This is a genomic window from Ferranicluibacter rubi, assembly GCF_011603255.1.
GTDB classification, from domain to species: Bacteria; Pseudomonadota; Alphaproteobacteria; order Rhizobiales; family Rhizobiaceae; genus Ferranicluibacter; species Ferranicluibacter rubi.
This window is the reverse complement of the sequence record NZ_JAANCM010000025.1, coordinates 1-18,554: the sequence shown is the minus strand read 5'-3', so window position 1 is coordinate 18,554 and position 18,554 is coordinate 1. Positions and strand designations below refer to the sequence as shown.

Annotated in this window: 19 protein-coding genes; 7 read left to right on the top strand and 12 right to left on the bottom strand. The window is 64.4% G+C overall.

The window, feature by feature from the left end; genetic code table 11:
- Positions 1-14 precede the first annotated feature (14 nt).
- Positions 15-1,268, bottom strand: coding sequence for an aspartate kinase (locus tag G8E10_RS25270; RefSeq protein WP_110730125.1), 1,254 nt, complete (start codon positions 1,266-1,268; stop codon positions 15-17).
- 210 nt (positions 1,269-1,478) lie between these two features.
- Here G8E10_RS25270 and ubiG point away from each other — a divergent pair, with 210 nt between their 5' ends.
- The gene (ubiG, locus tag G8E10_RS25265) at positions 1,479-2,228 is read left to right on the top strand and encodes a bifunctional 2-polyprenyl-6-hydroxyphenol methylase/3-demethylubiquinol 3-O-methyltransferase UbiG (protein WP_110800922.1); all 750 of its coding nucleotides are present in this window, start codon (positions 1,479-1,481) and stop codon (positions 2,226-2,228) included.
- Positions 2,229-2,252: 24 nt separating this feature from the next.
- Here ubiG and G8E10_RS25260 read toward each other — a convergent pair whose 3' ends face one another.
- From G8E10_RS25260 to G8E10_RS25245, 4 genes are all read right to left on the bottom strand, one after another.
- Entirely contained in the window at positions 2,253-2,681 is a 429-nt protein-coding gene (locus G8E10_RS25260) for a DUF1178 family protein (RefSeq protein ID WP_167131169.1), read from the bottom strand.
- Positions 2,678-3,541, bottom strand: a complete 864-nt coding sequence (locus G8E10_RS25255) for a carbon-nitrogen hydrolase family protein (RefSeq protein WP_110800663.1) — start codon at positions 3,539-3,541, stop codon at positions 2,678-2,680. Before G8E10_RS25255 ends, G8E10_RS25260 begins: the two co-directional genes overlap by 4 nt.
- A 13-nt stretch (positions 3,542-3,554) precedes the next feature.
- Positions 3,555-3,812, bottom strand: coding sequence for a glutaredoxin 3 (gene grxC / locus G8E10_RS25250; RefSeq protein WP_110800664.1), 258 nt, complete (start codon positions 3,810-3,812; stop codon positions 3,555-3,557).
- Positions 3,813-3,912: 100 nt separating this feature from the next.
- Positions 3,913-4,791, bottom strand: coding sequence for a ComF family protein (locus tag G8E10_RS25245; RefSeq protein WP_167131167.1), 879 nt, complete (start codon positions 4,789-4,791; stop codon positions 3,913-3,915).
- A 103-nt stretch (positions 4,792-4,894) separates the two neighbouring features.
- Here G8E10_RS25245 and G8E10_RS25240 point away from each other — a divergent pair, with 103 nt between their 5' ends.
- Positions 4,895-5,800: a methyltransferase domain-containing protein gene (locus G8E10_RS25240; RefSeq protein ID WP_167131165.1), complete on the top strand. Its 906-nt coding sequence runs from the start codon at positions 4,895-4,897 to the stop codon at positions 5,798-5,800.
- Positions 5,801-5,804: 4 nt separating this feature from the next.
- On the opposite strand, the gene G8E10_RS25235 is transcribed toward G8E10_RS25240, so the two are convergent.
- The 6 genes from G8E10_RS25235 to G8E10_RS25210 all read right to left on the bottom strand — a co-directional run bounded on the left by G8E10_RS25235 (position 5,805) and on the right by G8E10_RS25210 (position 10,155).
- The gene (locus tag G8E10_RS25235; protein ID WP_245507222.1) at positions 5,805-6,002 is read right to left on the bottom strand and encodes a Flp family type IVb pilin; all 198 of its coding nucleotides are present in this window, start codon (positions 6,000-6,002) and stop codon (positions 5,805-5,807) included.
- Positions 6,002-6,322, bottom strand: a complete 321-nt coding sequence (locus G8E10_RS25230; protein ID WP_092935373.1) for a hypothetical protein — start codon at positions 6,320-6,322, stop codon at positions 6,002-6,004. Before G8E10_RS25230 ends, G8E10_RS25235 begins: the two co-directional genes overlap by 1 nt.
- Positions 6,323-6,569: 247 nt before the next feature.
- Entirely contained in the window at positions 6,570-6,986 is a 417-nt protein-coding gene (gene mutT / locus G8E10_RS25225) for an 8-oxo-dGTP diphosphatase MutT (RefSeq protein WP_110800667.1), read from the bottom strand.
- A 2-nt stretch (positions 6,987-6,988) separates the two neighbouring features.
- Positions 6,989-7,771 carry a GNAT family N-acetyltransferase gene (locus G8E10_RS25220; RefSeq protein WP_167131163.1) on the bottom strand — a complete coding sequence of 261 codons (783 nt, stop codon included), beginning with the start codon at positions 7,769-7,771 and terminating at the stop codon, positions 6,989-6,991.
- A 35-nt stretch (positions 7,772-7,806) separates the two neighbouring features.
- A complete protein-coding gene (gene argJ, locus G8E10_RS25215; RefSeq protein ID WP_167131162.1) occupies positions 7,807-9,048 on the bottom strand; it encodes a bifunctional glutamate N-acetyltransferase/amino-acid acetyltransferase ArgJ in 1,242 nt (413 codons plus the stop codon).
- 213 nt (positions 9,049-9,261) lie between these two features.
- Positions 9,262-10,155, bottom strand: a complete 894-nt coding sequence (locus tag G8E10_RS25210) for a peptidylprolyl isomerase (protein WP_110730116.1) — start codon at positions 10,153-10,155, stop codon at positions 9,262-9,264.
- 270 nt (positions 10,156-10,425) lie between these two features.
- Here G8E10_RS25210 and secA point away from each other — a divergent pair, with 270 nt between their 5' ends.
- The 5 genes from secA to G8E10_RS25185 all read left to right on the top strand — a co-directional run bounded on the left by secA (position 10,426) and on the right by G8E10_RS25185 (position 17,612).
- Positions 10,426-13,146: a preprotein translocase subunit SecA gene (secA, locus tag G8E10_RS25205; protein ID WP_167131160.1), complete on the top strand. Its 2,721-nt coding sequence runs from the start codon at positions 10,426-10,428 to the stop codon at positions 13,144-13,146.
- Positions 13,147-13,176: 30 nt separating this feature from the next.
- Complete coding sequence (aidB, locus tag G8E10_RS25200) at positions 13,177-14,001, top strand: AidB family quorum-quenching N-acyl homoserine lactonase (protein ID WP_167131158.1); 825 nt, start codon at positions 13,177-13,179, stop codon at positions 13,999-14,001.
- Between the two features lie 95 nt (positions 14,002-14,096).
- Entirely contained in the window at positions 14,097-14,738 is a 642-nt protein-coding gene (locus G8E10_RS25195; RefSeq protein WP_167131156.1) for a LysE family translocator, read from the top strand.
- A 100-nt stretch (positions 14,739-14,838) separates the two neighbouring features.
- Positions 14,839-16,335, top strand: a complete 1,497-nt coding sequence (locus G8E10_RS25190; protein ID WP_167131154.1) for a lipopolysaccharide biosynthesis protein — start codon at positions 14,839-14,841, stop codon at positions 16,333-16,335.
- Positions 16,332-17,612: a GNAT family N-acetyltransferase gene (locus tag G8E10_RS25185; RefSeq protein WP_110800673.1), complete on the top strand. Its 1,281-nt coding sequence runs from the start codon at positions 16,332-16,334 to the stop codon at positions 17,610-17,612. The genes G8E10_RS25190 and G8E10_RS25185 overlap by 4 nt, the downstream gene beginning before the upstream one ends.
- 17 nt (positions 17,613-17,629) lie before the next feature.
- On the opposite strand, the gene G8E10_RS25180 is transcribed toward G8E10_RS25185, so the two are convergent.
- Positions 17,630-18,554: AMP-binding enzyme (locus G8E10_RS25180; protein ID WP_167131152.1), on the bottom strand; the 925-nt coding region annotated here is incomplete at its 5' end.

The following is an 18,554-nucleotide window of genomic DNA, read 5'->3' as shown; positions in this document are numbered from 1 at the left end:
TTCGGCCGCTTCGCTTAAGTCTTATCCAGCCCGTAGACGGAATGCAAAGTCCGAACGGCCAATTCGGCATATGCACCGTCGATCAGGATGGAAATCTTGATTTCCGAGGTCGTGATCGCCTTGATGTTGATGCCCTTTTCAGCGAGCGCCCGAAAAGCCGACGCCGCAACGCCTGCATGGCTGCGCATGCCGATGCCGATGACCGACACCTTGGCGAGACCCGATTCGTTCTGGATGACGTCGAACCCGATCTTGCTCTTCTCCGCGTCGAGCACGCGCAACGCCTTGTCCACATCGCCGGCCGGCACGGTGAAGGTCATGTCGGTCTTCGATCCGTCCTCGGAAATGTTCTGGACGATCATGTCGACATTGATGTGCGCTTCGGCGAGAGGGCCGAAGATCGCGGCGGAGACACCCGGGCGATCGGCCAGACGCCGCAGCGAAATTTGCGCCTCATCCTTGGCATAGGCGATGCCGGTTACGACTTCCTGTTCCACGATCTCTTCCTCATCACAAATCAGCGTTCCCGGCGGGTTCAAAAGATCGCCCATGCCGGGCGCGTCCGGGTCTTCGAAACTGGAGCGCACGAAGGTGCGGACCTTGTGCACCATGGCAAGCTCGACCGAGCGCACCTGCAGCACCTTGGCGCCGAGCGATGCCATTTCGAGCATTTCCTCGAACGCGATCTTCTTCAGGCGGCGCGCCTTCGGCACGATGCGCGGGTCCGTCGTGTAGACGCCGTCCACATCGGTGTAGATGTCGCAACGATCCGCCTTGACGGCAGCCGCGATGGCGACCGCGCTCGTGTCCGAGCCGCCGCGACCGAGCGTCGCGATCCGGTTATCCGGACCGATACCCTGGAAACCGGCGATAACGGCGACCTGGCCCTCGCCGAAGCGGCGGATGAGGTCTGAACCATCGATATCCATGATTCGCGCGGCACCATGCGCATTATCGGTGCGGATCGGGATCTGCCAGCCCTGCCAGGAACGCGCGTTGATGCCGATGTGCTGCAACGCGATCGCGAGCAGCCCCGACGTCACCTGCTCACCGGACGCGACGACCGCGTCATATTCGCGGGCATCGTGCATGGGCGAGGCATCGCGCGTCCAGCCGACGAGCTCGTTCGTCTTGCCCGACATGGCGGAAACGACGACGGCCACCTCGTGCCCGGCATCCACCTCGCGTTTCACATGGCGGGCGACGACCCGGATGCGATCCATGTCCGCGACGGAGGTTCCGCCGAATTTCATCACGATGCGTGCCATCTGCCTCTACCGGTACCAGAGATTGCGCGCGCCGCGCGCCTGCCGAAGTTGGCGGTTCCATAGCGAAGTTGCCGGAAACGTGCAATGGCATAGGGGTGGCATTGACGGCACGCCATCGACGGAGGAAGGGTCTTCATCTCGCAGCCCTTGACAAGAGCCAGGTGCCGGACGACTTCACGGATGACGCCTGAGTTTTCCGGAGACGACATCATGACAGACGCGGCCCGCACGACCATCGACCAGTCCGAAGTCGATCGCTTCTCGGCGCTGGCCGCGGAGTGGTGGAACCCGCATGGCAAGTTCAAGCCGCTGCACAAGTTCAATCCCGTCCGCCTCGGCTATATCCGCGATCGCGCCGCCGAAACCTTTGGGCGCGACCCCAAGGCGCCGCGTCCGCTGGAGGGCCTGCGCCTCCTCGATATCGGTTGCGGCGGCGGTCTGCTCTCCGAGCCGATGGCGCGCATGGGCGCGGACGTCGTCGGCGCCGATGCCTCCGAGAAGAACATCCGCATTGCGCAGACGCATGCGGCCGGCAGCGGCGTCTCCGTCGATTACCGCGCGGTCACCGCCGAAGCGCTGGCAGAGGCCGGCGAGACGTTCGATATCGTGCTCAACATGGAAGTCGTGGAGCATGTTTCCGATGTCGAATTTTTCCTGTCCACCTGCGCCTCGATGGTCCGCCCTGGCGGCATGATGGTCGTTGCCACGATCAACCGCACAATGAAGGCCGCAGCGCTCGCCATCTTCGCCGCCGAAAACGTCCTGCGCTGGCTGCCGCGCGGCACGCATCAGTATGAAAAACTGGTCCGGCCGGAAGAGATCGAAAAGCCACTCTCGGCATCGGGGCTCACGATCACGGAGCGCACCGGCGTCTTCTTCAGCCCGTTCACGAACCAGTGGAACCTGTCGCAGGATATGGACGTCAACTACATGATGATCGCCAAGCGCCCACGCGACTGATCAAACGGCCAGACGACGGCGCCGTCAGTTGACCTCGTCGGGCAGGATGGGCAGCGGCGCGACGTCGATGCCCTCCTCGATCAGCGCCCGCGCCTCTTCCACCGTCGCGCGGCCGATCAAACCGCGGGCCTCGACTTCCCCATAGTGGATCTTGCGGGCTTCCTCGGGAAACTTCTCGCCGACATCATCGGCATTGGCGCGAATGGTGGACACCATCTCACGAATCTTGGAGATCGCCACCTGCTGCGCCTGATCCATCATCAGGCCGCGCTGCTTGTCCTTGCGCCGCCCGGTCGAGAGCGCCGGCGCCATCAGCGCCCGGTTGACCGATGCCGTGCCGCAGATCGGACAGGTCACCAGTCCGCTTTCCGATTGCGCCTCGAAATCGGCACTCGACCCGAACCAGCCCTCGAAGCCGTGGCCCTTGTCGCAGGTCAGCGCATAACGGATCACGCGGCGACGCCCCCGGTCGTAGGAGCACTGTCACCTGCGGACGCCACCGAAAAGTCGCGGGCGTTCTTCAGGTTCGGAATCTTGCCACGTGCAGCGGCAACGGCGGCGATATCGATATCGGCCGTGATGACGGCTGCGCCGCTCGGGCCGGCTTCGGCGAGGATACGACCCCAGGGATCCACGATCATCGAATGCCCGAAGGTCTCGCGCCCGTCCTCATGCACACCGCCCTGCGCCGCCGCGACGAGGAAGAAGCCGTTCTCGATGGCACGCGCGCGCAAAAGGATCTCCCAGTGCGCTTCTCCGGTCTGACGCGTGAAGGCAGCGGGAACGGTCATGATCTGCGCACCCACTACGGCCTGCCGGCGGAAAAGCTCGGGGAAGCGCACATCGTAGCAGATCGAAAAACCGAGCTGACCAAATGGAAGATCGACAACCTGCGCCGTCTCACCCGGCGTGTAGGCGGCGCTTTCGCGCCAGCTCTCGCCATTGTCGAGATCGACGTCGAACATGTGGATCTTGTCGTAATGGCAGATCTTCGCACCATCCGGACCGAACAGAAAACCGCGATTGGCGATCTTCCCGTCGGCAAGGCCGATGGCGGTCGAGCCGATATGCAGGTGAATGCCGAGTTCGGCAGCAAGCGCGCGCGCCGTGCGCACGATCACATCGTCGTCTTCGCCGCGCAGCGCGGCACGCAGGGCCGCGCGGTCGCGCTGCAGCGCACCGGTCATTTCCGGCGTCTGCACATAGGTGGCGCCCTTGCTCGCCGCATCGCGAACAAGTTCGGCCATGGTTGCAGCATTTCGTTCAGGCGCGGTGCCGGAGCACATCTGGATGGCGGCGACGCGGAGGGTCATGGCGCTGATGTCCTCAGGCTGCCAGCATGGGGTCGAGCTTGCCGGCCTTGTCGAGCGCATGCAGATCGTCGCAGCCACCGACATGAGTGCCGTTGATGAAGATCTGCGGGAACGTCGAGCCACCATTCGCCTTTTCGATCATCTCCTTGCGGAGATCCGGCGAATAGGTCGCATCATGCTCCTCGAACGAGACGCCCTTGTTGGAAAGAAGCGTCTTGGCGGCGGCGCAATAGCCGCAGGCCTGACGGGTATAGAGTACGACGGAAGCCATCTACGACACCTGTTTTCGGACCGGCAGAGCGCCGGTGCGCTGCGATATCCGACACGTCCAGCAGGAAACCGTCATGGCCCTGCCGCCTGTCGTCCTTCGGTCATATAAGCACGGTCACGGCTCTTGCAAAGGTCAAAACCGTCACCTCGCGCGCCCCGGCCCTCTTCAGCGCCCGCGTCGCCGCGGCAACCGTGGCACCCGTGGTATAGACGTCGTCGACGAGCACGATATGCCGGCCGAAGACGAGCGACCGGCCCGCCTCCGTCACCATGAAGGCGCCGCGCACATTGTCCTGCCGCTGCGTTGCGCCCAGCCCTACCTGCCGCATCGTGCGCCGCTGCCGCACCAGCGCGGTCGCCAGCATCGGCCGGCCGGAGAGACGGGCGAGCGCCCGGGCCAGTTCCGCCGACTGGTTGAACCGCCGCGACCAGAGCCGGTATTTGTGCAGCGGTACCGGAACGATCGCATCCGCCGCCTCCACCGCCCCTTCGCCGGCCCGCAGCATCCACGCCGCCATCATCGGCGCAAGGTCGGTCCGGTCGGTATATTTCAGCGCATGCACGAGATCGCGGGCGATGCCCGTGTGGATCGCCACCGAGCGCAGGCGCGTAAACGGCGGCGGGTTGGCGATGGCGTCGGCCGAGAGGATGCCGCGCCCGAGATCGTGAGAGAAGGGCACGCCGAGCACCTCGCAGAACGGCCGCTCGATCAGGCGAAGGCTCGCCCAGCAGGCCGGGCACACGGCAGCATGCCGCTGCACGAAGCGGCCGCAGCCGCGACAGACCGGCGGATAGAGAAGATCGGCCGCCCCCCGGCCAGCGGCAAGAAGGCGCGCGACGAACCGTTCCCAAAAGGACGTGCCCCGGCCCGGCAGCGGATCGGCCGGATCGGGATCAACACCACCGGGCGTCCCCCGGCTAGCGATGGAGCTGGCGACCGTCCGGTTGGTCGTTTCCAGAATTCGCCACTCACCATCCATAGCCCCGATGCGTCCTTCCGCCCTCTCGACCGTTAGAAGATGGCGCTCGCTCTTGCGCAGCCGCGCGCCGGCGATGATATAGGCCGAGAGTTAGGAGACTATCGTGGATATCGTATTTGACCAGCCTCTTGTGGAAGCCCGGCGCCTGCGTGCGCTGAAGGCCGGCGATGAGAAGGCGCAGTTCCTGCTCGACATCGTGGCGGAGGATCTCGCCGAACGGCTCGCGGTGGTGGAGCGCCGGTTCGAGACGGCAGTGGAGCTTCATGGCTATACCGGCGTCACCGCCCGCGCCCTGATGGCGACCGGCAAGATCGGCACGCTGACACGTATCGAGACGGACAACGCCTTCGGCGGAACGGAAGGCGTGACCGTAGCGCCGCTGGAAACCGTGCCGGTTGCTCCGGCCAGCGCCAATCTCGTCGTGTCACCGCTGTCCCTGCATCTGACGAACGACACGCCCGGCGTGTTCATCCAGGTCCGGCGGGCGCTGGCGCCGGACGGCCTGTTCCTCGCGGCCATTCCCGGCAACGGCACATTGCAGGAACTGCGGGAGGTGCTGCTGGCCGCCGAAAGCGAGATCACCGGCGGTGCCAGCCCGCGCGTCATTCCCTTCGCCGACGTCCGCGACATCGGCGCCCTTCTGCAGCGCGCAGGCTTCGCCCTGCCCGTCACAGATACGGAAACCTATACGGTACGCTATGCCTCGCTGTTTGCCTTGATGAAGGATCTGCGTGCCATGGGCATGACCAACACGCTGATTGCCCGCAGCCGCAAGCCCCTGTCCCGTGCGGTCTTCCTGCGCGCCGCGGAGCTTTATGCCGAGCGCTTTGCAGACCCGGACGGCCGCATCCGCGCGACGTTCTCGGTCATATATCTCTCGGGCTGGGCGCCGCATGAAAGCCAGCAGAAGCCGCTGGCGCCGGGTTCGGCGAAGATGCGTCTGGCGGATGCCTTGAAGGTGGAGGGGACATCCGGCAGCGGCGCAAAGGGCAACGACGGAAGTCCTTGACGCCTCATGGTTTCGCGAGGGCATCCGTGGCGGTGTTGAAGACATTCGTCAGTTGCTGCGTCATCGCCCCGAAACCGGCGATGATGGCGACGGCGAGAATGCCGCCGATCAGACCATATTCGATGGCGGTCGCACCACTGCGGTCGGAGAGGAATCGCTGAAACAGGTGCATCGCGGACGCTCTCTCCAGACCGGTTTTCATCAGCATCCGCTCTTGCCGCCATCGCCATTGACGATGCAGACGGCGCCCGGCATCTCCTGCAGGACGCTGCGGCGTACGGTATAGCGCTTGGTCGCCTTGTCGTCGGGAATGGAGCCAGTCGAGATGGTGTCGTAGTCGATCGGCGCGTTTGCGAGAACCTTGGTGGTATTCTTGCTGGCCATCATCGGGGTGAGGATCAGCGTCAGCGCGATGACGGCCGTCCCGAACAGCAGCGCGAGATTGAGCACGCCGGTGCGCCGGTACTCACCCTTCGTCAGGTCTTTGTCCTGAACCGTTCTCCAGAAATCATCGTCCACCATGGCCTGCCTCTTGCCTTTCCGACGCGGCGGAATGCTCGGTTCCGTCCTCGATCGCCGCGCACCGGTCCCATCCTCCCGAAGGGCGGCGCGACTCGGCATCACGTGCTGGCCATTGTGCCGGTTGGAGATAAACGTTCCATTAACGCACAGACAGGACTGCCCCGAAAATGCCTTTCCTTCTCCGCATTTAGGAAGAAGTTGGAAAGGTTTTTTGGATAGGGCGACCTTACGCGCAAACGGCAGGCAGCTACAGAAGATCCATGAGATAGGGAATGAGCGGTTCGTCGGCCGGCGGCATCGGATAGTCGCGCAGCGCCTTCGCCCGCACCCATTTCAGCGCCTGCCCCTCCCGCCCCTGCGGCACGCCCTCATAGCGGCGGCAGACATAGAGCGGCATCAGCAGATGGAAGTCCTCATAGGCATGGCTGGCGAAGGTCAGCGGCGCGAGGCAGGCCACCTTGGTGCGAATGCCCAGCTCCTCCTCCAGTTCCCGGATCAGCGTCTCCTCGGGCGTCTCGCCCGTCTCGACCTTGCCGCCGGGAAACTCCCAGAGACCCGCCATGGATTTGCCCTCCGGCCGCTGCGCAAGCAGAATGCGGCCGTCACCATCGATGAGGGCGCAGGCGGCAACGAGCAGCAGCCGACGAGGCTGAGCGTTATCCATAGTCATTCTCCCGCAGGCGTTCGATAGAGATAACGGTAGGCCTCGGTGAAGCCGAGCCCACGATAGAGCGCCAGCGCCGGGGCATTCTCGGCCTCGACGGCCAGCCACGCCTTGCGCGCACCTTTCAGCCGCGCCCAGCGCAGGCTGGCGCCGACGATGTCGCGGCCGATGCCTTCGCCGCGACGCTCGGGCCGAACGGCGACCAGCAATAGCCCCGCAAGGTCGTAATCCTGCACCGCCAGCGCGACCGCCGTCGGCCCTTGGCCGACATCCTCAAACAGAAACAGCCCGCATTCCGCCCGGATCGCCTCGATAACGGAGGTCAGCGCCACCTTGGTTTCCGGCGGGTCGCCGGCGATCGCCATCCGCGCCTCCACGAATCGGGCGACATCGCGCAACGGCACATGACCAAGCTCGTCGCTCGCCGGATTCGGCGGGATATCGACGGTCATGACGATCGTTTCGGAAAAGCGCGTCCAGCCCATCGCATCGAGATGGGCGACGAGGCCGGGCGGCGTCAGCGGCGTCTGCCGCACGGTCGGCACGAGGCCAGCGTCGCGAAACTGACGCGCGGCCCGCTCCAACCGGCCCGCCATGTCGCTGCCGTCATGCGGGTCGAGCGGATTGATCGAATTCAGCCGGCGCGAACCGTGTCCGGGCGTCATCCGCACCAGCCAGCTGCCGTCATACTGCGCGGTTGCAGCCGGCCAGGCCCGAAAGCCGATCGCCTCAAGCCGCCGCACCAGTGGCAGCCTCAATCGTGTCGTCTCATCCAGCATCGGCATGTCCGGTCGGCAATCCTTCAAGCCCGATCTCGCGATCAGCTCCGGTAATCGCCGTTGATTTCGATATATTCCTTGGTCAGGTCGCAGGTATAGACCGTCGCTGTGCCCGCGCCGAGCCCGATCTCCACCTTGATGGCGATGTCCTGCTCCTTCATGACGGCGGACGCGGCCGCTTCGGAATAGGCCGGGTCGCGCTCGCCGTTGACGGCGACCCTGATATCGCCGAACCAGATGGCGAGCAGGTCGCGGTCGGCCTTCTCGCCGGCCTTGCCGACGGCCATGACCACGCGGCCCCAATTGGCGTCCTCACCCGCCACCGCCGTCTTGACGAGCGGCGAGTTGGCGATCGACAGGCCGATGCGCTTGGCAGCGGCGTCGCTTTCCGCGCCTTCCACCGTAATGGCCACCATTTTGCGCGCACCCTCGCCGTCCCGCACGACCTGCAAAGCAAGGTCGAACAGCACGGCATTCAGCGCCTCGCGGAAGTCACCGAGTGCCGCATCCGAAGCATCCTCGATGCGCGCCTGCCCGTCGGCAGCGGCAGCCCCCGTCGCAAACAGCATCAGCGTGTCCGACGTCGAGGTGTCGCTATCCACGGTCACCGAATTGAAGGAAGGACCGACACCTTCCGAGAGAAGAGCCTGCAGGGCCTGTGGCCCGATGTCGGCATCGGTGACGACGAAGGACAGCATCGTCGCCATGTCGGGCGCGATCATGCCGGCACCCTTGGCGATGCCGTTGATGGTCACGGTGACGCCGCCGATGGTCGCCGAGCGGGTCGCAACCTTCGGATAGGTGTCCGTGGTCATGATCGCCTTGGCGGCCTCGAACCAGAAATCTTCCGTGCCCCGGTCCTTCATATCGCCGAGCACGCCGGCAAACTTGGTGGCATCCAGCGGCTCACCGATCACGCCTGTGGAGGCGAGAAACACCTCGCCCGTCGAGCAACCCACCGCCTCGGCCGCAGATTGGCCGGTCAGCTCCGTCGCGGCACGGCCCTTGGCGCCGGTGAACGCATTGGCGTTGCCGGAATTGACAACAACGGCACGGGCAACGCCACCGGACAGGTTCTGCCGGCAGAAATCGACGGCGGCCGACGGGCAAAGCGAGCGGGTGAACACCCCGGCGACCGAGGCCGGCGCGTCGAACACCATCATCAGCACGTCCGTCCGGTTCTTGTACTTGATGCCGGCTTCGGCCGTCGCCATGCGCACGCCGCGCACCGGCGGCATCTCGGCGAAGGTTTTCGGGGCAAGCGGGGAAACGGAACCGGACATGAAAGGACCTTCGCTGAGAGGGCTGACGGGATGAGGAGACGGTACAGGGCAGGTTCGGCAAACGAAAATCCCGAAGGATCGCCTTCGGGATTTTCACTCATGATGGACGGTTGTCACAGCAGCGTGACAGACCGGTGCACAGGAAGCGTGAGGGGGCAAAGCGGCCCCGATCCTCACTGGGAGGACCGGACCGCCCCAAGCCTCGGCTCCAGCTTAGTTGGCGCCTTCGACGGCGTCGCCTTCGGTCGCGCCGGCGTCCTCGGCCTTGTTGGCTTCGTCATAGGCCTTCTTGAGCGCGGGATCGCTGATCTCGACGCCGGCATCCTTCTTGGCATCGGCCAGAAGTGCCAGATACTTGTCGCGCATGACGAGCTGCTTGACCTGCGGCTCGACCTGATCGAGCGGCGGCGGCGGCTGCAGACGCTTGTCCTCGAGCAGGATCACGTGAAAGCCGAACTGCGACTTGACCGGGGTCTTCGTGTAGGCGCCCTTCTCCAGCGCGAAGGCGGCTTCGGAGAATTCCGGCACCATGCGCTCCTTGGTGAAGTAGCCGAGATCGCCGCCATCGTCCTTGTTCGGATCGGTGGACTTTTCCTTGGCAAGCGTCGCAAAGTCCTTGCCTGCGTCGAGTTCCTTGATGACGGCCTTGGCTTCTTCCTCGGTCTTCACGAGGATGTGGCGGGCTTTCACCTCTTCCTGCGGCTTGATCGCGCCGATTTCCTTTTCGTAGCGCGCCTTGACCTCGTCGGCCGTAACGGCATCGACGACGTGCTTCTTGAAGTAGGCGTTGTGCAATTCGCGATCGGTCAGGTAGGCGAGACGCTTCTTGAAGTCCTCGCTGTTCTGCACGCCTTCGGCTTCGGCGTCCTTGGCCAGCAGCTTCACGTCCACGAGGCCCGAAAGCGCGGCAGCACGCTTCTGTTCGTCGGGAAGCTGGGCCAGCTGCGGATCGAGGGACGCGAGCGCCAGATCGAGCTCGGACTGGTGGATCTCGGCAGTGCCGACCTTGGCGACGACCGGATCGGCGGCATCCTGGGCGAACACCGGCCCATGGATCGCGATCACGGCGCCAAGCGCCACGGCAGCGAGCAATCTGGATTTGAACATTCCGTAAACCTTTCCCGATGGGGTACCGGATCCGCCCTTCGCGGCCGGCTTGCCGACCTCACAAACACCAGAATGTGGCCGTTGTGTAGCCTTGCAAAACCGGCATTTTCAGCGAAACGTCGGTCAGCAACTCCCGTTGACATCATTCGACCCCCCTCTTATCTGTCACGCAACCTCGCGTCCAGAACAAGATCCGGGCGTTTTGGCGCAGTTGACGGGAATTCAGACCCACGCGCGGAACGCCGACGTCACATGAAAGGACCATCTTCAATGGTCAGTCTCGGCGGCCTAGCCCGCAAACTCTTCGGGTCCTCCAACGATCGCCGCGTCAAGGGCTACAACACCCGTGTTGCCGCGATCACCGCGCTCGAACCTGAAATGGCGGCGCTGAGCGACGAAGCCCTGGCGGCCAAGACCGTCGAGTTCCGAGAGCAGATTGCCGCCGGCAAGACGCTGGACGACCTGCTGGTGCCGGCCTTTGCGGTTGCCCGCGAGGCGGCCCGCCGCGTGCTCGGCCTGCGCCCGTTCGACGTGCAGCTGATCGGCGGCATGATCCTGCATGAAAAATCCATCGCCGAAATGAAGACCGGTGAAGGCAAGACGCTCGTTGCGACGCTGCCCGTCTATCTCAACGCGCTTGCCGGCAAGGGTGTGCACGTCGTCACCGTCAACGACTACCTGGCCAGCCGCGACTCGGCGACCATGGCCCGCATCTACGGCTTCCTCGGCCTCTCCACGGGCGTCATCGTCCATGGCCTGACCGACGACCAGCGCAAGGCGGCTTATGCCTGCGACATCACCTACGCGACCAACAACGAACTCGGCTTCGACTATCTGCGCGACAACATGAAGTACGAGCGGGTCCAGATGGTCCAGCGCGGCCATTTCTTCGCCATCGTCGACGAAGTGGACTCGATCCTCGTCGACGAAGCCCGCACGCCGCTGATCATTTCCGGCCCGCTTGACGACCGCTCGGAACTTTACACCACCATCGACGCCTTCATTCCGATGCTGGACGAAGCCGACTACGAGATCGACGAGAAGCAGCGTTCGGCCAGCTTCTCCGAAGACGGCACCGAGAAGCTTGAAAACCTGCTGCGCGATGCCGGGCTGCTCAAGGGCGAGACACTCTACGACGTCGAGAACGTCGCGATCGTCCACCACGTCAACAACGCGCTGAAGGCGCACAAGCTGTTCCAGCGCGACAAGGACTACATCGTCCGCGGCGACGAGATCGTCATCATCGACGAGTTCACCGGCCGCATGATGCCGGGCCGCCGCTATTCCGAAGGCCAGCACCAGGCACTGGAAGCCAAGGAAAAGGTGACGATCCAGCCCGAGAACCAGACCCTCGCCTCGATCACCTTCCAGAACTACTTCCGCATGTACGAGAAGCTCGGCGGCATGACCGGCACGGCTTCGACGGAAGCGGAAGAATTCGGCAACATCTACGGCCTCGAAGTCGTGGAAGTGCCGACCAACCTGCCGATCCAGCGTATCGACGACCATGACGAGGTCTACCGGACGACGGAAGAGAAGTTCAAAGCGATCGTCGAGGAAATCCGCCAGGCGAAGGAACGCAACCAGCCGGTGCTCGTCGGCACGACCTCGATCGAAAAGTCCGAGCTTCTGGCCGCCCTTCTCAAGCGCGAAGGCTTTACCGGGTTTCAGGTCCTGAACGCCCGCTATCACGAGCAGGAAGCCTATATCGTCTCGCAGGCCGGCGTCCCCGGCGCGGTGACGATCGCCACCAACATGGCGGGCCGCGGTACCGACATTCAGCTCGGCGGCAATCTCGACATGCGCATCGAAGCCGAATTGCATGACGTGGAGCCGGGCCCCGAGCGCGACCAGCGCGAAACCGCCATCAAGGCCGAGGTGCAGGTGCTGAAGCAGAAGGCGCTTGCCGCCGGCGGTCTTTACGTTCTTGCGACCGAGCGCCACGAAAGCCGCCGCATCGACAACCAGCTGCGCGGCCGTTCCGGCCGTCAGGGCGACCCCGGCCGCTCGAAATTCTACCTGTCGCTGCAGGACGACCTAATGCGCATCTTCGGCTCCGAGCGCATGGACAGCATGCTGCAGAAGCTCGGCCTGAAGGAAGGCGAGGCCATCGTCCATCCCTGGATCAACAAGGCTCTGGAGCGCGCGCAGAAAAAGGTCGAAGCCCGCAACTTCGACACGCGCAAGAACCTCCTGAAATATGACGACGTGCTGAACGACCAGCGCAAGGTCATCTTCGAGCAGCGCATCGAGATGATGGACAGCGAGGACGTCTCGGAAACCGTCGCCGACATGCGCCACGAGGTCATCGAAGACATCGTCGCCAAGCGCATCCCGGAAAAAGCCTATGCCGAACAGTGGGATGTCGAGGGCCTGAACAACGACGTCCGCGAAACCCTCAACCTCGACCTGCCCATCGCCGCATGGGCCGCCGAGGAAGGCATCGACGAGAACGACATCCGCGAACGGGTCCTAGCTGCGGCCGATCAGGCCAATTCGGAGCGCGCCGAACGCTTCGGCCCGGAGATCATGCGCTATGTCGAGCGTTCCGTCGTGCTGCAAACGCTCGACCATCTCTGGCGCGAGCATATCGTCAATCTCGACCACCTGCGCTCCGTCATCGGCTTCCGCGGCTATGCCCAGCGCGATCCGCTGCAGGAGTACAAGGGCGAGGCTTTCGAACTGTTCCAGGCGCTCCTGACCAACCTGCGTCAGGGCGTCACCGCACAACTGATGCGCGTGGAACTCGTACGCGACGCGGCACAGGCACCGCAACCCGAGCCGCCGGAAATGTTCGGCCATCACATCGATGCGCAGACGGGCGAGGACGAATTCGCCGATGACCGCAACGTCGCCGTGGTCGCGCCGGAAAATCGCGACCCGACCAACCCCGCCACCTGGGGCCGCGTTTCCCGCAACGAGGCCTGCCCCTGCGGCTCCGGCAAGAAGTACAAGCACTGCCACGGCGCCTTCGAGGCCACAGAGGCCTGAGAAAAAAGAACAGATGCAGGGGTTCGCAGCATGAAGGATGAAGCCCTGCAGATCGGCCGTTACGAAATCTTCGTCTTCAACGACGGTCTCTTCGAGGCGAAGGCCGAGTACCTCCATCACCTCGACGGCCCCGAGGCCTCTGCTTCGGCCGTCGTGCGATGGGGCAAGACATCCACGATGCTGGACGTCAACTGCTTTGCGCTACGTAGCCCGGACGGCGACATGCTGATCGACACGGGAGCCGGTACGGCTTGGGGACCGGGCTTCGGCCATGCCCGCCCTGCGATGGAGGCCAAGGGGTTTACGCCCGAGAGCATCACCTGCGTCCTGCTGACGCACATTCATGGCGACCATGCCTACGGTCTCTTGAATGACGACGGCACCGCTTACTTTCCGAACGCCGATATTCTCGTGCCGCACGCCGATCTCGCCTTTTTCGGCGATCCGGCTCTGCGCGAAACCGTATCGGAGGCGCGCCGGGGCGGCTTTACCGTAGCTGACAAAATGCAACGGGCCTATGGCGCACGAATCCGCAGCCTGTCCACCGGTCCGATCTTCGAGGGCATCGAGGCCGTACCCCTCCCCGGCCACACGCCGGGCCAGATGGGCTACCGCCTGCAGGGCAGCGAAGACGACCTCCTGATCCTCGCGGATGCGCTTCACATCGCCGAGTTGCAGCTTGCCGATCCGAAGCTCGGCCTCGTCTTCGATCTCGACCCGGTACAGAGCGCAGCCACCCGCCTTGCAACGCTGGAACAGGCCGCACAACACGGATGGATCGTCGGCGGCGGCCATCTCCACGGCTTCGGCCGGATCGAACGCGCGCAGACTGGCTTTCGGATGATCGGTCTCTAGACCGGGCACACGTGGTTCCGTTCGGCCAAACGACGCAACCACCTTGCTGCACGTCTCCGCCTGCGTCATGATCGTGTTCTTCAAGGGGGCGTATCATGACATCTCTGGATCTCTTTCTTCCGTTCCTCATCACCGCAGGCCTGTTTGCCTTTCTGCCGGGCCCAGCCATGCTCTATGTCGCCGCCCGCACCGTCGCGGCCAGCCGGCGGGCAGGCCTCATGGCGACGCTGGGGATCCATCTCGGCTGCTATGTCCACGTGATCGCCGCAGCGGCTGGCCTGTCCATGCTCTTCCAGGCCGTCCCGACGGCCTATCTGGTCGTCAAACTCGCCGGCGCCGCCTATCTCGTCTATCTCGGCATTGTCCTGTTCCGCACGCCGGCCCGCAGCGAAGGCGACGGGAGTGCCGTGCAGGGCCTTGCGCCGAAATCGGCCCGCCGCGCCTTCGTGGAGAGCATGATGGTCGAGGTGTTGAACCCGAAGACGGCCATCTTCTTCCTCGCCTTCCTGCCGCAGTTCGTCGATCCCTCGGCCGCCATCCCGGTCTGGGTCCAGTTCGCCGTGCTCGGCACCATCGTCAACATGATGTTTTCGCTAGCGGATATCGTCTGCGTCCTGCTTGCCGAAGCGGTTCTCGCGCGGCTGCGCACCTCGGGTCGGGCCGAGCGCCTGATGCAGAAGATCGGCGGCACGATCCTCGTCGGGCTCGGCCTCAACGTGGCGTTGAGCCGGGCGTAATCCCTGCCATTCGAGCGTCCATCCCAACGGAATATTAACGCCAATACCGCATCATCCCGCCTTGTCGTACTGCGTACAGGTCGGGTAGCGTTTCGTGTTCATGGCAGCGTGTCAAACGGCAGAACGAATTCTGCCGCCGGGTCTGAAAGACCGGCTCCTGCCGCACATGCGCCGGCTGGAGCCGCTGCTCACCAGCGATGACCCGAAGCATCTTGCCCAGCGCATGGCGCTCGTCGCCTTCGCCATCCGCGTGGTCAGCGCCGGCATCGCCTTCGTTTCGCAGATCATCATGGCGCGCATGATGGGCGAGTTCGAATACGGCATCTTCGTTTTCGTCTGGGTTCTGGTCGTGTTGTTCGGCAACCTCTCCTGCCTCGGCTTCCACACCGCCATCATTCGCTTCGTGCCGCAATATCACGCCGTCAACGCGTTGGATGAAATCCGCGGCATGACAGCGACGGTGCGCATCTTCGCCCTCCTGTCGGCCACCGTGCTCGCGGTCGTCGGCATCGGCGGGCTGATCGTCTTCGGAGATCTCGTCAACGGCTATTATCTCGTGCCGCTATATCTCGGCATCTTCGCCCTGCCGATGATCGCGCTCGGCGACGTGATGGACGGCACCTCGCGGGCACATAGCTGGGCGGTCTCAGCCCTCAGCCCCACCTACATCGTCCGGCCCGTCCTCATCCTCGCCTTCATGGTCGGCGCCGTCTGGGCCGGCGAGCCGTCCACCGCACGGACCGCGATGATCGCCGCCATGGTGGCCACCTATGTCACGAGCGTCGGGCAGTTCTTCATTCTCACCTGGCGCCTGCGCAAGCGCTATCTCGCCGGCCCGCTGCGCCTCGAATTCCGCACCTGGCTGCGCGTCGCCCTGCCGATCTTTCTCATCGAGGGCTTCGGCTTCATGCTGACGAACTCGGATGTCGTGCTCGTCGGCATCGCGCTCGATCCGGAAAGCGTCGCGATCTACTTTGCCGCCGCCAAGACGATGGCACTCGTCCATTTCGTGATGTTCGCCGTCAAGGCTGCCGCCGCGCCGCGTTTCTCCGCGGCAATGGGGAAATCGGGCATGGGCAAGCCCGATCGGCAGCAACTGTCTGCCATCGCCATCGAAAGCGCCAGATGGTGCTTCTGGCCGTCGCTCTTCGTCGGGGGCTGCGTCCTGGCATCCGGCAGCTTCCTTCTCTCCCTCTTCGGGCCCGCCTTCCTCTCCGGCTACCCGCTGATGGCCATCCTCTTTGCCGGCATCATGGCCAAGGCGCTCATCGGCCCGGCGGAGGCGCTGCTCACCATGGGCGGCCAGCAGGCGCTCTGCGTCAAACTCTACGCCGCAGCCCTTGCCGCCAATCTCGCGCTCAACGTCACCCTCATCCCCGTCTTCGGGCTGACGGGGGCTGCCCTGGCAACGGCGGGCGCCATGATGGTCGAGGCGACATTGCTGCACCTTGCCGTGCGCCACACCTTCGGCATCCGGCTCTTCGCCTTTGCCGCTCCCCAGTCCGGACCGGTCGATATCACCCTTCCTGATAGGGGCCTTCTCGATGTGGACCAGACGACGACAAGACCGATGGATGCAGAGGCCAGCCGACCATGAGCGTCACGCCCCAGTTCCCGACAGACGCCAACAGCCGTCCCTCGCAGCTGCCCCGCCGCGGGCAACTGGGCAACGACCACATCCCGGCCGACACGCTGATGCGGACCGGGCGTCCGGGACGCGAATTCTGTGTCTACCCTGCCCGTGCCGGCTACGACCTGCAGGAAGAACTCGATTTCCTGTCCAACCGCGCCATCGAGCCGAACGTCTTCTTTTCCGGCCGCTTCCTGGCACCGGCCATGCCCCGGCTCGAGGATCGTGTGGTCCGGCTCGCCGTCATCCGCGACCGTAGCGAGACGCGTAGCCGCCTGCGTTTCCTAATGCCGTTTTCCGTGGAAAGGCCTGGCTTTGCCATCGGCTCGCCGATCATCCGCGCCTGGTCCAACCCCTTCGGTCCGCTCGGCACGCCGCTCTTGGATACGGAAGAAGCCGCGGAAACGCTCGACAACCTCTTCGATGCGCTGGCCAATCCCGAAGCGGGCCTGCCGCCGATCCTGGTCCTGCCCGATATCCGCCTGAAGGGGCCGCTGGCCCGTCTCGTCCGCGCCGTCGCCATCAGCCGCAACCTGCCGCTCACCGTCACCGACACGTTCAGCCGGCCCGTCCTCGACAGCCTGCTCGATGGCGAAACCTATCTGCGCCGCGCGATCAGCCCCGCCCATCTGCGCGAGCTGCGCCGCCAGTGGACCCTGCTCTCGCGCCTCGGCACCGTCACCCATTCCGTCGCGCGCCAGCCGGAAGACGTCCGTCTGCGCATGGAAGAGTTCCTCGCACTGGAAGCCTCCGGCTGGAAGGGCCGCCAGCGCACCGCGATCGTCATGGACCGCTACCGCGCGGCTTTTGCCCGGGAAGCGATCACCAATCTTGCCGAAGCCGATGCCGTGCGCATCCACACGATCGACCTCGATGGCGTGGCCATCGCCTCGATGGTGGTCTTCATGATGGGCGGCGAAGCCTATACCTGGAAAACCGGCTACGACGAGACCTACGCCCGCTACTCTCCCGGCAAGCTGCTGCTGCGCGAACTGACGGAGTGGCATCTGGACGATGCAAACATCCTCAAGTCCGACAGCTGTGCGGTGCCCGATCACCCGATCATGAGCCGGTTCTGGAAAGAGCGCGAGGAGATGGGAACCCTGGTCATCGGCTTGCGCGCCAATCGCGACCGCGACGTCCGCCAGGTCGCGACCCAGCTCCACCTCTACCGCAACACCCGCAACATGGCCCGCCTGCTGCGCGAGAAGATGCGCGCGCTGACGCCGAAGAGCTTCCGGTAAGACGAGGGTAGCGCTTGCTACGCCGCGCCCTCATCCCGAGCCGCTAGATCCCGGACATCAGCGTCCCTGAGCAGCCGCCGAATGATCTTGCCCGACGTCGTCAGCGGCAGCGCATCCACAAACGCCACCTCGCGCGGATATTCATGCATCGACAGCCGCGTCTTCACCCAGTCGGAAAGGGCCGCCGCCAGCACGTCCGAGGCGGTATAACCCTCGGCTAGCACCACATAGGCTTTCACGATTTCGGTGCGAACCGGATCCGGCTTGCCGATGACGGCGGCCATGCTGACGGCGGGATGGCCGACCAGGCAATCCTCGACCTCGCTCGGCCCGATCCGAAATCCGGACGAGGTGATGACATCGTCGTCCCGCCCGAAGAAGCTGATATAGCCATCCTCGTCCATCACGGCCTGATCCCCGGTCGTCATCCAGTCGCCGATGAACTTCGCCTGCGTTGCCGCCGCGTTTCCCCAGTAGCCGAGGAACATCACCGGATCGGGCCGCCGCACGGCAACCTGCCCCACCTCGCCCCGCGGCAGAACCTGCCCGTCATCGTCGATGATCTCCACCACATGGCCCGGCGCCGCCTTGCCCATCGATCCCGACTTCAGCACGCCATAGGCGGCACTGGAGGAAATGACGATGTTGCATTCCGTCTGCCCGTAGAACTCGGCGATCTCGACGCCAAGCGCCTTGGACGCCTGCTCGAAGGTCTCGCGCCCCAGCGCCTCTCCCGCCGCTCCCACCGTGCGCAGGTCGAAGACGTACTGCGCTTTAGGGTTCTCTACCGCCTTCATCAACCGCAGGGCCGTCGGCGGAATGAAGGCATTGCGCACCTTCATCTCCGACAGGATGCGAAACGCCATATGCGGATCGAACTTCTGCGCAGGCGAGGACACGACAGGAACGCCGAGCATCAACGACGGCAGAAGCGCATTGAGG